This window comes from Sphingomonas sp. PSPC2-2 (assembly GCF_049897725.1).
Lineage (GTDB): Bacteria > Pseudomonadota > Alphaproteobacteria > Sphingomonadales > Sphingomonadaceae > Sphingomonas.
Genome location: NZ_JAFCWU010000010.1, coordinates 151909 through 167295 on the forward strand (window position 1 = coordinate 151909; position 15387 = coordinate 167295).

13 protein-coding genes are annotated in these 15387 nt (G+C 61.9%); 6 read left to right on the forward strand and 7 right to left on the reverse strand.

The window, feature by feature from the left end; all coding sequences use genetic code 11:
* Positions 1 to 346: 346 nt before the first annotated feature.
* From ACP7BY_RS17330 to ACP7BY_RS17350, 5 genes are all read right to left on the reverse strand, one after another.
* A complete protein-coding gene (locus ACP7BY_RS17330; protein WP_033964351.1) occupies positions 347 to 1456 on the reverse strand; it encodes a metallophosphoesterase family protein in 1110 nt (369 codons plus the stop codon).
* A 22-nt stretch (positions 1457 to 1478) separates the two neighbouring features.
* On the reverse strand, positions 1479 to 2336 hold the full coding sequence (locus ACP7BY_RS17335) for a nucleotidyl transferase AbiEii/AbiGii toxin family protein (protein ID WP_010405751.1): 858 nt from the start codon (positions 2334 to 2336) through the stop codon (positions 1479 to 1481).
* On the reverse strand, positions 2333 to 3436 hold the full coding sequence (locus ACP7BY_RS17340) for a type IV toxin-antitoxin system AbiEi family antitoxin (protein WP_010405753.1): 1104 nt from the start codon (positions 3434 to 3436) through the stop codon (positions 2333 to 2335). Before ACP7BY_RS17340 ends, ACP7BY_RS17335 begins: the two co-directional genes overlap by 4 nt.
* A 79-nt stretch (positions 3437 to 3515) precedes the next feature.
* Positions 3516 to 4073 carry a hypothetical protein gene (locus ACP7BY_RS17345; protein ID WP_010124799.1) on the reverse strand — a complete coding sequence of 186 codons (558 nt, stop codon included), beginning with the start codon at positions 4071 to 4073 and terminating at the stop codon, positions 3516 to 3518.
* 132 nt (positions 4074 to 4205) lie between these two features.
* Positions 4206 to 4688, reverse strand: coding sequence for a hypothetical protein (locus tag ACP7BY_RS17350; RefSeq protein ID WP_010405759.1), 483 nt, complete (start codon positions 4686 to 4688; stop codon positions 4206 to 4208).
* Between the two features lie 197 nt (positions 4689 to 4885).
* On the opposite strand from ACP7BY_RS17350, the gene ACP7BY_RS17355 reads away from it, so the two are divergent.
* Genes ACP7BY_RS17355 through ACP7BY_RS17370 form a run of 4 tightly spaced genes read left to right on the forward strand, consistent with a single transcriptional unit; the run spans position 4886 to position 11531 of the window.
* A complete protein-coding gene (locus ACP7BY_RS17355; protein ID WP_010405760.1) occupies positions 4886 to 5617 on the forward strand; it encodes an ImuA family protein in 732 nt (243 codons plus the stop codon).
* Complete coding sequence (locus ACP7BY_RS17360; protein WP_137902826.1) at positions 5538 to 7082, forward strand: DUF6504 family protein; 1545 nt, start codon at positions 5538 to 5540, stop codon at positions 7080 to 7082. The genes ACP7BY_RS17355 and ACP7BY_RS17360 overlap by 80 nt, the downstream gene beginning before the upstream one ends.
* The gene (locus ACP7BY_RS17365; RefSeq protein ID WP_137902818.1) at positions 7079 to 10390 is read left to right on the forward strand and encodes an error-prone DNA polymerase; all 3312 of its coding nucleotides are present in this window, start codon (positions 7079 to 7081) and stop codon (positions 10388 to 10390) included. Before ACP7BY_RS17360 ends, ACP7BY_RS17365 begins: the two co-directional genes overlap by 4 nt.
* Positions 10391 to 10433: 43 nt before the next feature.
* On the forward strand, positions 10434 to 11531 hold the full coding sequence (locus ACP7BY_RS17370; RefSeq protein WP_033964349.1) for a DUF4238 domain-containing protein: 1098 nt from the start codon (positions 10434 to 10436) through the stop codon (positions 11529 to 11531).
* A 24-nt stretch (positions 11532 to 11555) separates the two neighbouring features.
* Here the strand turns inward: ACP7BY_RS17370 and ACP7BY_RS17375 are convergent, their stop codons facing one another.
* Both ACP7BY_RS17375 and ACP7BY_RS17380 read right to left on the reverse strand, forming a co-directional pair.
* Entirely contained in the window at positions 11556 to 12959 is a 1404-nt protein-coding gene (locus ACP7BY_RS17375) for a HEPN domain-containing protein (protein WP_010405763.1), read from the reverse strand.
* A complete protein-coding gene (locus ACP7BY_RS17380; protein WP_010405765.1) occupies positions 12956 to 13492 on the reverse strand; it encodes a hypothetical protein in 537 nt (178 codons plus the stop codon). The genes ACP7BY_RS17375 and ACP7BY_RS17380 overlap by 4 nt, the downstream gene beginning before the upstream one ends.
* Positions 13493 to 13619: 127 nt before the next feature.
* On the opposite strand from ACP7BY_RS17380, the gene ACP7BY_RS17385 reads away from it, so the two are divergent.
* Together ACP7BY_RS17385 and ACP7BY_RS17390 are read left to right on the forward strand one after the other, a co-directional pair.
* Positions 13620 to 14534 (forward strand): hypothetical protein, encoded by a 915-nt coding sequence (locus tag ACP7BY_RS17385; RefSeq protein ID WP_010405766.1) that lies wholly within the window; start codon positions 13620 to 13622, stop codon positions 14532 to 14534.
* A gap of 55 nt (positions 14535 to 14589) precedes the next feature.
* Complete coding sequence (locus ACP7BY_RS17390) at positions 14590 to 15366, forward strand: hypothetical protein (RefSeq protein WP_010405767.1); 777 nt, start codon at positions 14590 to 14592, stop codon at positions 15364 to 15366.
* Positions 15367 to 15387: the final 21 nt, after the last annotated feature.

Consider the following 15387-nt stretch of genomic DNA (forward strand, 5'->3'; position numbering starts at 1 on the left):
AGGCGAGCTTCTGCTTCTTCGCCCTGTGCCTTGCCCTGTGGACCGGTGACCTCGATCGATGCGCCGCGCAGGAAGCGCTTGGTTACCGTCCATGGTGCGCCATCGGCATCGAACGAAACCTGAATCTCCGGTCCGACAGCTTCGCCATAAGGCGCGAACGATTGGGCAAGCTGGTTCTTCGTACCGTGGCGAACGAAAAATGCCGCGCGAAGCGCCTCGAGCACTGTCGACTTGCCGGTCTCATTGGGTTCGATGACAATGTTGAGGCCGTCGGTGAGCCCTTCGATCGCCATCGGCTCCCGAAACTTGCGGAAGCCGTCGATGGCGATACGGCGCAGGTACAGGCTCATGCTCTGTCCTCCCGACCGTATTCGACGAAGAGGCGCTCCAGGGCACGCTTGGCAATCAAACCGTCAGGCCCGCCCGTTTCGATTGAGGCGGAAAGCTTCGCCGCGGCGACACCGAGCATGCCTTCTACCGAAAGGCTTGCGAGGTCGTCTTCGCTCGGGCGGCCGACAAGGTCGCCAGACCGGACGTCGAGATAACGGACACGGTGCCCGACATCGTTTTCCAGCCTGCCCAGCATCCCGACCCGATCCGTAAGGCTGGTGATTCCGGCCAGCGATAGTTCGAGGAGGGTGGACGCGGGATCGATCGATCCCAGCAATTGATCGCACTCGGCATCGAAACCGGCTTGGTCGTTCACCGTCCAGCTTCGCCTGATCCACTGGAAACGCCCCGTGCGGGTCGGGATGACCGACGGATCGCGACCCTCGGCAATATCAACGAGCAGCACTTGGCCTGGCTCATCGCGCTGGAAGCGATCGGTTTCGGGAGTGCCCGCGTACCAGGTACGCGGATCGATATTGAGCGTCCCGTGCCAGTCTCCAAGCGCAAGATAATCGAGGGACGAGCGACGGGCGCGGTCGGGCGCGATCTGGTTCTTGGTTTCGCCTTGGGTGCCGAAGTCGCGGATCGATCCATGCGCGAGGCCAATGCGAATGCGACTGCCGGGTGTCTTCATGCTGTCGAAGAGCTCGGTAGGATCATCGAGATTGTGGCGATGCGTAAGGGGCGCCGGCAGGAGCCAGATTCCTGGCTCAATCTCGTGAGGCTGCGCTTCTGCCAAGACGGTAATGCTGCTACCTGCGCGGTGACGCACGCGGTCCCAGAGGCCACCGTTACGCGCAAAATCGTGATTGCCGGGCAAGAGCCACCACCGGCATGCATGGCGCTCCATTCGGGAGATCGCTTGAACGATCGTGCGGTCGTCTGGTCCCTCGGTGTCGAAGACGTCGCCGGCGACCAGGACGTGATCCGCGCCGTGGCGAACTGCCTCCTTGCCAATCGCATCAATGGCATCGAAGCGTGCCTCGGTAAGTGCGGCGCGGACCTCCGGCTCAAACCGCCCATAAGGCTTTCCGAGCTGCCAGTCGGCTGTGTGAATGAGCTTCATCGTGGCTTCGCAGATCGGTGTGTCATCGCAATCCCATCGCACGGGCCCAGGCATCGACCTGACCAAAGGCATCCTGCTGCCACTCGTCCGGCGTTCGGCCGTCCAGGATATCGGAGCCTTCGACGAAATTGCGCACGCACGTCGGGCCGTAGCCGTCCGGATCGTCGAATTTCGCTACGACATGCGAAAAGCCGTCTTTGCCGCTTTGATGATCGAGCAACGGGCGGCAATCGTCGGCGAGCGCGTCGATCCCGCCGGGATAATTCCGGATCGAGTAGTAGACGTCATAGGCGTCTTTTTGTTTGTATCGGCCGTCGAGCGCGAAGCCTTTCATGGCGAGAAGCGCCGGAATCGAGGCGACAGCGATCATCACCTTGTTGGTCCCGCCCTTGGGCATATCGCCTTCGATCGCGACGAGCTCGTGGAAGTGAATGGCAAGCTCCGCGCCCGACGCACGCTGGGTCGCGAATTCGGTGGTGAGCGGCGGCCGGTTCTTTTCCAGCACGGCGTCATAGGGCCGCAGGAACTCGACGATCACATCGATCGGCGGTCCGTCATCCTTCGGCTGGACCGTCCGGACCATCTGGAAATATTTGAGCGTGTCGCGGGGTGCGTACCCCTGTTCGTGGAGGGCATCGACGAGAGCGACATACTCCTCGCCGGCGGCCAAGGCCTGCGCGTCGAGACTGAGATCGATGTCGAGGGTGCCGACGTGGCGCATCTCGCTGTCCTCGAGCAGCAGCCAAGGCACGGCGCCGCCGATAACCGCGAACTTCCCGCGAAAGCTGCCCAGCGTCTGGCCGATCTCAACGAGCACCGACTTCACCGCGGCGCTGGTGCGGTCGTCATAGTCTCTGGCCGATTGCGGTTCGTCGTTCATGAAGGCCACCGCAAAAGCTTGTCCTTCAGATGTTCTGCCCCTTCGACGCCGCGCTCGCCGCCCGCCATGAGATCGAGATAGGTCTGAACCGGGCTGGTCGCGATGACCCCCGGTGCGACGGTCCGCGCGTCGTCGAGCACGCCATCCTCATCGGGGACGCGCACGACAATGTTCGCCCCCTTCGCGGGTGCAGTCAGATTTAGGATTGTTTGCAAGGTGCCAAGGCCCTTCTCGTCTGCGTAGAAATAGCTGGTGCTCTGGCGAACGAAGGGCGCGTACCAATCGGCCGCGCTGAACGAGGCCAGCGCCACCCTTCCCTGCTCGGTCGCTAAATCACGCAGCCGCTCCACCAGGGCTTTGCCATGAAGGTGGGTATAGAGGCGGACCTCCTCCCCTCTGGGCCGCTCATAGTTGCGGGCCCATTCGTCCAGCAAACCGGAAGGATCGACGAGCCGCAGCCCCTGTTCGGTCTGGTCGGCCCATTCCCGTTCGCGCAGGGCGGTTCCGATCGTGCTGACCAACCCGAGACTGACCTTGGCTTCTTCAGCAAGCTCGGTCACGCGCCAGGGCCGATGCGGCTCGTTCAGTAGTACGCGCAGGATCCGGGTCGACTTTGGCTTGAACAGGGTCCGCAGGGAACGTCGTTCGGGATCGGGTTTCCCTTCGACCTTGCGCTCGATGAAGATGGTATCGACAACGAGGCGCGCGTTGCCCTGGAAATCAAGATAGGCGATGTCTTCCTCGCGACATGCCGCCTGCGCCTGTTCAGATAAATAGGGCGCGATGAACATCGGCACGCCCTCTTGGCCAGTCTGATCCAGATACCGTTTGAGCTGGTAGGCTACTTGGTGCGCAATCCGGGGTTGCCCGTTGCTTTTGACCTCGACCACGAGCCTGAGCGGTCGGCCGGCGAATTCGGTTTCAGCGACGATGTCTACGCCTCGATCAGCCTCGCCTGGCTTGCCAGTCAGCGTCATTGGGCCGACGGCGAATTGAGGGATTGAGCCTAGAAAGGCCTCGAGCGCTTCTGCCGCCCGCCGTTCGATGCCAACAGGGTCTTTCACCGAACCGTTGAAACCACGATTCGGCTGAAATAGCAAATAATTTCACTGAAACGGGCTTTTCAACAAACCGTTGAAAATGAGAAATCTGTGAAACAAGGCCCATCCGATGGGGGTATCAGGCCCTTTGAGACCAAAGGGCCCGCGCGGCTGCCTCAGTGATCGTGTACACCGCCTCACGTTGAGCGCCACGATTATGGTGGTCTACACGGTAGCCCTGATAGTGTCGCCGGACCAGACCGGCGCGGACGAGATCGGAGACGGCGCGACTGACATTGCACCGACCAGAGCGCCGGACCCGCTCACGAACCTCGTTGTCGATCGCCTTTGCTGCCTCCCCTGGGTCCTCTGGCAAGGCGTCCTGCGCAGCGAGCGATGCTTTGACCTCTTCGACGATGATCAGGCGACGCGCATCGCGCTTTGCCATCGGAACGAGTGAATCGCACAGCCAATCGCGGAGCGGCACGCGAACCTCGTCCTCGGTATCGACATAGGGGCCCGCTGAACCGCTGTTCCCCCCGGCGGCTTTGGCAATGAGGTTGAGGACCATGAACGCGTAGCGCGGTCGCGGCGAGAAATCCGCGATCCGTTCGATCAGCGCCGGCAAATTCAGGCTCTTGGCAGGCGCTCCCTGGCCGACTTCAACGGCATCAAAAAGGTCGGCTTGGTGGAACATAAGATGAATCTTAGCATCGCTTGCGGCAATGTGAATCCCGTTCGTGCGTCTTTCGTCAGTTTTTTCTGCTGTGACACTTCTGGCCCGCTTGGCCGCTCGCGCGGCGGCACGTAGGTTAGCCACACTTGGTCTCTAGGCTTGCTCGACGGCACGGAGGCGCTCGGTAACGTCGCTGACTCCTGCTGCATCCCACACATCATCGCGAAGGTAAAATTTATGGCTCTTCGTATAATCGACGAAGCTCGTTCTCTCGAACACCACGCTTGCAGGGATCAGCGCCGCGCGAATGACGCAGAAGTCGTCGTTGAAGAGAACGCCGGCCAATATATCGAAACCGTCCGTCGACCGGATCGCCGACATCTGACGCGACTTGTTGCGCCTGTGCAGCCGACGGCCCTTGATCTGATAGCGGACGCCGTCCGAGTCCACCGCGTCGAACCCCTTCTTCGAATTGGCCTCCTGCTCCCAACCGAAAGCTGTGCAAAAGAGATATTCGGCCAGGTCTCCCGTCGGATTGTTGGCAGACCGCAAGACGTCGCGCGATCGTAGTTCCTCGTTGATTGCGGCATGGAGCGCGAGCATCTCCGCGATAGACTTGCCGTTAAGATCGTTCATCAGAGCAATCTGCCGGATTCCAACGTCGGCCGCTATCCAAGAGACCTCCACAATTTTTTCGCGTCGGAAATGTGCCCCTTTCCGCCGGTCGTTGCGGCGACGGCGCGAGAGGCGATCTCCATCACGCTTGACTCTGGCGCGCCTTCATCAGAACAAAGAGGGAACGAGTCAATCACCTTCCGAGTCTCTGTGATGCTATGCGCGAGTCAGCCGTCCTTGATGATCTACGTGCGCGCATCGCGCAGATCGAGGGCACTGATGGGCGACACGACGCCATTCCATTCGGGATCGAGAGCATTGATTGTCGCCTGCCAGGCGGTGGCATAGCCACCGGCACCCTTCACGAGATCGCGGGCAGTACCGATCTGGCTGATGAGGCGAGCGCTACCGTATTTCTCGCCGGAATTCTCGCGCGTGTAGAGGGCCCGGTTTTTTGGTGCCTCCGCTGGCGCGACCTCTTCGCCCCTGCCCTTCACCTGGCAGGGCTGCATCCGGACCGCGTAATTCACGTCGAGGCTGGCAGCGACACCAACGTGCTCCTCGCGATGGAGGAATGTTTGCGCCAACCAGGCCTTGCCGGGGTGGTCGGGGAGGTGGCGAAATATTCGACTACTGCCTCCAAGCGCCTGCAGCTTGCAGCAGAAGGTTCGGGCGTTGCCGCCTTCGTCTTCCGGCGCGCTTCCAGGGTTAAACAGGCCGTCGAGGGAACGGCGGCCGCAACGCGTTGGCGAGTAACGGCTCACCCAAGTGAAGATCTCGGCATTCCGAGCCTGGGGCGACCACGCTGGCGGGTTGAGCTGGAACGCGTGCGCGGCGGAAATCCGCACAGCTGGATTGTGGAGGGCTGCGATGCGACGGGTCGTATCGCTCTTCCTGCCGCACTGGTCGACCGACCGGCTGCGCAGGAAGAACGCAAATTCGTCGCCTGAGCGGCACGATCCAATCGCCTGCGATGCGCCGCTGGTGACGGCCATCCCGGACCACGGTCGCCGCGTCATCGCAGCGATCGATGCTGGCGCTCGCGCTCTCGGCATCAAACCAGGAATGACAGTCACAAAAGCGCGCTCGCTGGCGCCAGAACTCCGGGTGGTCGACGCGGAGCCCGATGCGGATCTCGAGGGCCTGCGCCGTCTCGCGCTCTGGGCAGGTCGGCGCTACTCACCGTTTGTGTCCCCCGATGCACCGGACGGGCTCTGGCTCGACATCACGGGTTGCGCGTCGCTGTTCGGGACGGAGAAGGAGCTCCTGAAGGATCTTCATCGTCGCACCGCGGCGTCCGGGCTCTCGGTGCAAATCGCGGTTGCCGACACTGCGGGCTGTGCTCACGCCGTTGCGCGGCATGTCCCTGCGGGTCGGCCCGTCACAATCGAGCCCGGAGGTCACCGCAAAGCGATCGCGATTCTGCCGATATCGGCGCTCCGACTTCCCGGAGGCGATGTCGAAGCCCTGCGAAAATTGGGGTTCGAGCGCATTGAGCAGCTCATCGACGCGCCGCGGCCACCGCTTGCCAAGCGGTTTGGTCGTGAGCTGCATCGACGTCTCGACCAGGCGTTGGGGACGCTCCATGAGCCGATTGATCCGGTCTTCCCCGAACATCTTCCAAAGGCTCGGCGGGGTTTCATGGAGCCTATCGCGACACCGGAAGCCTTCGCGTTGGTAATTGGCGACCTCGTGTCCGATGTCGTCGATCAGCTCAGCCACATCGGCAAGGGCGCACGCCGCCTGGATTGCTATTTCCATAGGGTCGACGGGCACAATCAGGCGGTCCGGGTCGGAACAGCTGCGCGCCATCTCGCCAAGCTGCTCTGCGCCAAAATCGAGACGATCGAGCCGGGCGAAGGCATCGAAGCCATGACGTTGGTCACCCCGCTAGCCGAAGCTCTGGGCTCAACACAGGGCGAAGGGCTCGAGAGCCTCGGGCGTCAGGGTCCAGACCTCGCGGCTCTGGTCGATGCTCTCGCCAATCGGTTCGGCCAACGCAGCCTTCATCGGGTCAGTCCACAAGCGAGCGCGATGCCAGAGCGCTCCACGACCATGCTGCCGGCCCTGAGCAAAATCACCGATGCGGGATGGGATGATGACCTGCCCCGCCCCGCTCGGATGCTGCATCGGCCCGAGCAGATCGAAGTGATTGCGCTTCTGCCGGACGATGCTCCGCGCATGTTCATCTGGCGGCGAAAACGATACCGTGTGACCCAGGGAGACGGCCCGGAACGCCTCCATGGCGAATGGTGGCGTGAGAGCGGGATTGAAGCTGAAAAGGCCCTCACCGTCCGCGACTATTATCAGGTCGAGACCCAGACGGGTGGCCGCTACTGGCTGTTTCGCTTAGGCGACGGGACCAGCCATGCCACCGGCAACATGCGCTGGTTCATCCATGGCGCATTCGCATGACAAGCGATGCTCGCTATGTCGAGCTGCAGGTGACGACGCATTTCAGCTTCCTGCGCGGCGCGTCATCGCCCGAAGAGCTGTTCGCCGCCGCGGCTTTGCTGGGACTGCCCGCGCTCGGCATCGTCGATCGCAGTTCCGTGGCGGGCGTCGTGCGCGCCTGGGACGCCGAGAAGACGACAGGCGTGCGTTCGATCATCGGTTGCCGCCTCGATCTCGTGGATGGCACCGCCTTTCTCGTCTACCCGACTGATCGCACCGCTTATGGGCATATGTGCCGCTTACTGAGCATCGGCAAAGAGCGCGCTGGAAAGGGTGCGTGCCACCTTGACTGGTCCGACCTCGAGCAATGGCATGAGGGCCTCATTGCGATCCTCGTTCCGGACCGCGCGGATACAGTGGCCGAAGGGGCGCTCGCGCGCGCCAGGAGGATCTTCCGAGATCGCCTATATCTGGCGCTATCCATTCGCCGCCGGCCGAAGGACGCGATCCGACTGCGCGATCTCGCGAACATGGCGGCCGCCGCGCACGTGCCGACCGTCGCCACCAATGATGTTCTCTACCATTCGCCAGATCGGCGGATGCTGCAGGATGTCGTGACCTGCGTCCGGGAGCGATGCACGATCGACGAGCTTGGCGATCGGCGGGAGCGATTTGCAGACCGCCACCTGAAGACGGGCGAGGAAATGGAGCGACTCTTCCGCCGTTACCTCAAGGACGCCACCCCGGTCTCGCGCACGCTGGAGGTGGCAAAACGCTGCACGTTCAGCCTTGAGGAGCTGCGCTACCAATACCCGGACGAGATCAGCGTTCCTGGTCGAACGCCGCAGGTAGAGCTGGAACGGCTCACCTGGGAAAAGGCGCCCGAGCGCTATCCTGAAGGGATCGAAGGCAAGGTCCGCACCCAGCTCGAGCACGAATTGAAGCTGATCGCAGATCTGGAATACGCACCGTATTTTCTGACGGTTCATTCGATCGTCGCCGAGGCGCGGCGGCGTGAGATCATTTGTCAGGGGCGAGGGTCGGCGGCGAACAGCGCGGTTTGCTACGTGCTCGGCATCACGTCGATCGATCCCGTCCGATCTGAGCTTCTGTTCGAGCGCTTCGTTTCGGCCGAGCGGCGCGAGCCGCCCGATATCGATGTCGATTTCGAGCATGAGCGCCGCGAGGAAGTGGTCCAGTGGATTTATGAGACCTATGGCCGGACGCGGTCTGCGTTGACGGCGGTCGTGACCCGCTATCGTGCACGCGGCGCGGTCCGCGACGTCGGAAAGGCGCTGGGTCTCAGCGAGGACATGACGGCCGGCCTCGCCGGTGCGGTCTGGAGCTGGAGCCGCGAGGGCGTGGAGGAAAAGCATGCCGAGGAGCTCAACATGGACCTCAGCGATCGGCGGCTCGCGCTGACGCTGGAGCTGGCGCGGCAGCTCATCAATACCCCGCGACATCTATCGCAGCACCCAGGCGGATTCGTGCTCTCCCGCGATCGGCTCGACGAGCTCGTTCCGATCGAGCCAGCGGCGATGGAAGACCGACAGGTCATCGAGTGGGACAAGGACGATATCGACCTATTAGGGTTCATGAAGGTCGATGTCCTAGCCCTCGGCATGCTGTCATGCATGCGGAGGGCGTTTGAATTCCTTGAGGCTGACAAAGGGGTGAAACTCGATCTCGCCACGATACCGGCAGAGGATCCGGCGACCTACGCGATGATCCGCAAAGCAGACACTTTGGGCGTTTTCCAGATCGAGAGTCGCGCGCAGATGGCTTCCATTCCGCTGATGGCGCCGCGTACCTTCTATGATTTGGTAATTCAGGTGGCGATCGTCCGCCCGGGACCGATTCAGGGCGATATGGTCCACCCTTACCGCCGGCGGCGAAACGGTGAGGAGGAGGTTACCTACCCCACCGAAGAGCTTCGACGGGTGCTCGAGAAGACCTTGGGCGTACCGCTGTTCCAAGAGCAGGCGATGCGCGTCGCGATCGAGTGCGCCGGCTTCACGGCGAGCGAAGCCGACCTCCTCCGCCGGGCAATGGCTACCTTCAAGCTCACCGGCGGCGTCTCCCATTTCCGCGACAAGCTGATCGATGGGATGGTGAGCCGCGGATACGACCACGAATTTGCAGAGCGGACGTTCAAACAAATCGAGGGCTTTGGCTCCTACGGTTTCCCGGAAAGCCATGCCGCGAGCTTCGCGCTGATCGCCTACGCGAGCAGCTGGGTGAAGTGTCATCATCCGGATGCCTTTTGCGCAGCGTTGTTGAACGCGCAGCCGATGGGTTTTTACGCGCCGGCGCAGATTGTGCGTGACGCGCGCCAGCACGGTGTAGAGATCCGCCCAATCGACGTGAACCACAGCCGATGGGACTGCACGCTGGAGCCCGGAAGAGGCAAATATCTCGCCGTAAGGCTTGGTCTTCGCATGGTCCGTGACCTGGCGAACGGGGACGCAGCATCGATCGTGAGCTCACGGGCGGACACACCTTACGAGAGTATCGAGGAGATCCAGCGCCGCTCTGGCGTCGGCCGCGGCGCGCTTGACCGGATCGGTGAGGCCGATGGGTTCGGGTCGCTAGGAGGCAACCGACGCGAGGGTCTGTGGAGCGTGAAAGGCCTCGGCACCGCGGCGCTGCCATTGTTCGCGGCGGCGGACGAGCGAGAGGGCAAGTTACGGCAGGAAGCCATCGAGCCCACGGTCATTCTCGCGCCGATGGGCGAGGGTGCGGAGGTGGTGGAAGACTATCGTGCCTCAGGCCTGTCGCTGCGCGCCCACCCTCTCGCCTTCCTGCGCGACGAGCTGCGGGCGCGCAAGATGATCACTTGCGCAGAGTTACAGACCGTAAAGGACGGCCGTTGCATCAATCTCGCCGGGATCGTGCTGGTCAGGCAGAAGCCGGGCTCAGCGAAGGGGGTCATGTTCATCACCCTCGAAGACGAGACGAATGTCGCCAACCTCGTCGTCTGGACGAATGTCTTTGAGAAGCACCGCCGTACTGTGCTGGGTTCGTCAATGATGGGTGTGCGGGGACAGGTCCAACGTGAGGGCGAGGTGATCCATGTGATCGCGCAGCGGCTCGACGACCTGTCGCCCCTGCTCGCGAGCGTCGGCAACCGGGAGGATGTCGCCGATATCTACCGAGTAAGTCGCGCCGACGTGGTCAAGAGCCCGATGCGACCTGATCCACGCGACGCGGAATCGCCACTCGGTCGGCAGCCGCGCGACATCTTCATTCCTGATCTACGGCTAGGCTCGGGCATCGTTCCAGGCCAGCAGACCGAGGGGATCAAGATCAGGCCGCGCAATTTCCGTTGAGGCGCTACAACGCCGTTCGAACAACTAGCGGACAGACTCGTAGATGGCCGAAAACAAGAATCAGCACTTCGTCCCGCGAATTCATCTCCGACCATTCACGGTCAATGGGGAAGGATTGGCCATCAACCTGTTCAATCTCGATCGCATGAAGGCCATTCCCAACGCGCCGGTGAGGAACCAGTGCTCAGGCGACTATTTCTACGGCCAAAACCGGCTTCTCGAGAACGCGATCAACTTCATCGAGGATCCCTATGGGCCGATCGTTCGCCACCTATCCGAGGGCAGCGCCGTGGGCTCCGCGGTCAAGATCGTCCTGAAGCGTTTCGTCTATCTCCAGTATATGCGAACGGAGGCCGCGTCGCGGAAAGCGAGCGAAATGGCACTCGCCATCCACGATGTTCCCGGTTCCGATCTCCCCGTCCCGACGGTCCGCGAGGCATCGAAAGAGGCCGTCCAGGCGGCGATGCTGCACTACAAGGATACGATGCGGATCGTCGATGACCTGACGCTGTGTATCGTGCGCAATCGGACTGGCCTACCGTTCTTCACCTCCGACGATCCGGCTATTCTGACAAACCGCCTGCACATTCAACGCCCGCGCAGAGTCGGATCGAGCTTCGGCGTGAACACGGCAGGAGCAGTCTTCCTGTTACCGCTCTCGCCCACGCTTTGCGCGATCCTGTACGACGGAGCTGTCTATAGCTCCGATCACCGGGCCCATTGGATCGAAGTCGACCGGCGCCAGGACATAGAAGCCCTTAACGTGCACCAGATACTCGGTTGCTGGGCCAACATTTATTTTCGGGAGTGGGATGGTCGCGACCAAGTCGCGACGCAGGCCGCGGCGACCAAGCCCGGCCGCCCCGAAGCACGCCACACCATAACGCAGGCGGTCCTCGAGAAGACGAGCGATTGGGGCGAATATTACGCGGTCAGAAAGCCCACGGACATCAGGAACGGCGAGAAAGTGCTCGTCCATGTCACAACCAACCATCCTGTTCCGGATGCGTGGCCCTCATTCCTTCGCTTTCGTGCAAACGGGCACGCCTATTCGAATGATACCGGCGCCGGCCTGACCAGGAGATGGTGCCTCGAGCAGGGTTTTGTGCAAGGGAACGGCTATCGCAAGATAGCGATCTAGCGCGGGGGCGTACCGATCACAGGCTCAACCGACGTCGCCTAGCAGATCGCCCATAGCGTTGTTCGCGGTCGGCACCCAGGCCGTCAGTCGGTCGGCGATCGCACAAAAGCATCGGGTGAAAGCGACCTGGCCTCGATGAATGTCGACCGAATGGTCGGGCTCGCCAGTGTGCACGATCGAACTGCGAGCATAGTAGATAGCTTCGACGCTGTCCTGATAACTCGCAAGGCCAGGCACGCCCTTCATGCAGATACCGATCCGGCGTCGCAGCCGCTCCGCGATTGCGGGGGCATATTGATCCGTGAGCAGCGTTTCGAAAGCGACCGCGAGCGCAACGATGGCCTCGGCCTCATTTGCGCGGGCGCTGAAAGACTGTCGAAACCAGTCCAAGGCGGTGAGCAGGCGCCGATAGAGGCGGTTCTCAGGTTTTGAGCGAGTGGCCAGGTTGACGTGACGGAAGTAGCCCCGCTCGACCGTGTTCAGGGCTTGCGTCACCCTGGGTGCAAGCCTCTTCATCCGCGCCGTTGCAAGAGCGCTAGTGGAAAGCGTCGCGGCTACGTCGGAGAGCTTCGCCAATTCCAACTGCGAGACGTTCATTGGCACGCGGCGGGTCGACATAGGGCGTCCGCGGATCGCTTCGCCAATCAGATAGTGGGCAATGTCGAGCGTTTCGAAATTGTTGACGAAAGACGAGTTGCGATGCCGGTCGAGCGGCCCGACCGTTTCCTGCGACAGACAATGCAGCATCAGAAGATGCGCCGCCGCCACCCGGATCTTGAGCGAATAAACGAACTGGTTCTCGTACATGTCGCCGGTGAACGACGTGATCCGGACCAGCATGAGGGGGTTTTTTCCGAACCATTTCGCCGTGTAGGCAAAGTGGCGAAAATCCGATTTGTCGATGCGCTGTTTCACGCCCAGGCCCCGGGCCATCCGTTCAACGCTGGCAACGGCCGCATCGAACGAATTGCTTTGGGTGCTGACCGCGAAGCCAGCCTTCCTGAAAATCGCCTCGGAACGGAGCTTGCTGTCTTTCGCGAAAATCCGCGGCATCTCCATGCCGAACCCGGTCAGTGGGTAGAGGACGAAACCGGGGCGGTCAGCGCCGGCGGCCGCGAGCGCCGCGATGACGCGCACCGGCACATTCCCGCCACCATCTTTCGTAGTGTGAAGGATGTAGTCGTCGAGCAGGGAGCGACCGATATAGAATTCGTTCGACCAGAGGGTGCGCGCGATCGCCGCACGGAGCTGCAGGATATGATGCTCGATTGCCTGACGATCCTTGGCAGTCAGCTTCGTCTCATCCGTGACCAAGTCGTCGATGCTGTCAAACTGGGTCAACAGGTTATGCTTCCCCTTCAGGTAGTCGTCAGACTGTGTGAGCTTCTTGCCGAGGGTCACCGTCAGGCCGCCGAGCGTGGAAGTCATTCGCCCGCCTCGGTCTCACGGGAGGCCTGCCACTCGCGTGCGGCCACCTCGATGTCGAAGTTGGGAATCGACAAACCGACGATCGTGTTGATGAAAGTTTTCGCCTCGGCGATGACGGCTTCGGCCTCATCGGGATTGCTGAACGCCCCTTGATGGACCACGGCATTGCGGACCGTGTTGATCTTCTCGGCCGACGCCTTGAGCGCTTTCCCGATGGGACTCTTGTCCGGCGTCGCAAAATAAATCGGGACGAACAATCGGGTTACCTTTAGTGGAAGGCCGTTCGCCCAGCGCAGAAACATATCGATGATCGTATCGTCGAACTCGGTCTTGCGAGCCCATTCAGCCCGAATCGCATAGTTCGCCGCGATCTCTGCCGCGGTCGCGCATCGGACTATCGCTGCGGATGGCTCCTCGCGAAGGTGCAAGCCGGACAGTTTGGTCCATTGTGACTGCAATTTCTCGAGGTCGGTGCGCTCATTGTAGGGTTTCGATGATTTCTTGCGCTGCGCGTTGCCGTTCGACTTTCCCATTGCCCCCTCGATCTCGCCCTCAGTCTGATAAGGGCAACGTCTTCATTATCTTTTCTTTGTCTAACGTATAGCGTGCGATGGGCCGGCGTGAAGATCCGGGGTGCGCTCGCCCAAACGGGGGAAACCAATGACCGCAGTCACGGCTGCCAAGGTCTATTACATCAAGCTGGGTCGGGGCGGCGATTGGGAAGCTGAGAGCATTCGCGACGGCGTGCTTCGCTTCGGCTACCGCGAGGCGCCGCACGACCTGTGCGTCGCGGGCGACTGGGCGGGTGTGTGGGACGCCATGAAGACGCGCCGAGGGGACGCCGGTGCCGCGACCCGCGACGTGAAGCAGATCCGGGCGTTCTATGAGAGCGGCGAAGACACCATCTTCATCACCTTTGTCGGCGGCATGCTCTATTGGTGCCGACCGACGGGCAAGATCGAGATCCTGGCGGACAGCAGCCACCGCCGCTCAACCCTCCACGGGTGGCACAACGCGTCGATTGGCGGGAGCTTGTTGACCGCCGATAGACTGTCGGGGCGACTGCTCAAGGTGCAGATGTTTCGCGGGACGATTTGCGACGTCGGTGCGGCCGACTATCTACTGCGCAGGCTGAGCGACGAGTTGTCGCCGGAAGTCGCGGCTGCCGAAGAGGCCGAACGCGCCCTCACCACCGCTATCATACCGCTGATGCGCCTACTGACGTGGCAAGATTTTGAATTGCTGGTCGATCTCGTCTTCTCGAGCAGCGGGTGGCGCCGGCTCAGCCAGGTCGGCCGAACCCAGAAGACGATAGATCTCGAACTGCTGCTTCCGAGCACCGCCGAACGGGCCTTCGTGCAGGTGAAATCGCAAGCCACGCGCGCGTCGCTCGACGATTATGCCGGCCGGCTTGCCGAGGCAGAAGCCTATGACCGCATGTTCTTCGTCTGGCACACCGGCAACATTCCGGAAAATGAAGGGCCGGAAGGCGTGATTCTGCTCGGACCACAGCGGCTCGCGCGGATGGTCCTAGACGCTGGATTGTCGTCATGGCTGAGGGAGAAGGTTTCATGATGAGGCCCCGCATCTGGGCGCAGCAACTGCCTCGGGCGGCCCGGAGGGGTTGAACGTGGACGGCGAGCCTCATCCCGAGGAGTTGGATGACGAGCCCAGATACCGCCCACTGGCGGATATCGGTCACGCCGAGCTCCATGAAGCCCTGATGACCCTCGCGGGGTTTGGCGAGAACCCGTTTCTGGCCATGCAGGCAAGCCAGCTTTGCCTGGTCGATAATATGCTCAACCGGATCGAGCAGGAGATCTTGGAACGCCAGCTCGATGATGAGCCACCACGCGGCCGGATCGCGCAGCTCTCCGCCCTAACGCCTATGTGGATCTATGCCGCCTATGAACTGCTGCGCACTTGGCGTCAGCGATGCGAGGAGGTCATCAAGCTCGCTGAGAATGGCGGGATCAACCTGAAGGCCACGAACCTCGAACGGGAATTGGGCTACCGGCACTACGACCGGGAGCTGCGCGCCCAGCAGCTCCGCGACGCGCTGGAGCGACCCGAACTTGTCGATCAGATGCGGGTCGATCTGCGGCGGACGGAAATGGGGTTCACCAGGCTGGAATTTCTGCGCGTCGCGCTGGCCAAACATGAGGTGAGCAAGAAGGGGAGCAAAAAGCCGATCGCGTTCGCGCCCGGGCTGGCGACCGTCGACCGGCATTGCGGCGCGATGCAATATGAGCTGAGCAACGGCGGCTCCATCATTGGCTATATTTCGCGCCGGGATGTGGCTGAGACCATCCGCTACATTCCCGAGCTGGAGAACCCAAGTGATGAGGATCTCGCAGGGTTCAGGGCATATATGAACCCGCCAGACGTCGAGCCGCCGGGTGAATGAGATCGAGAGCGTCGTCTTTGC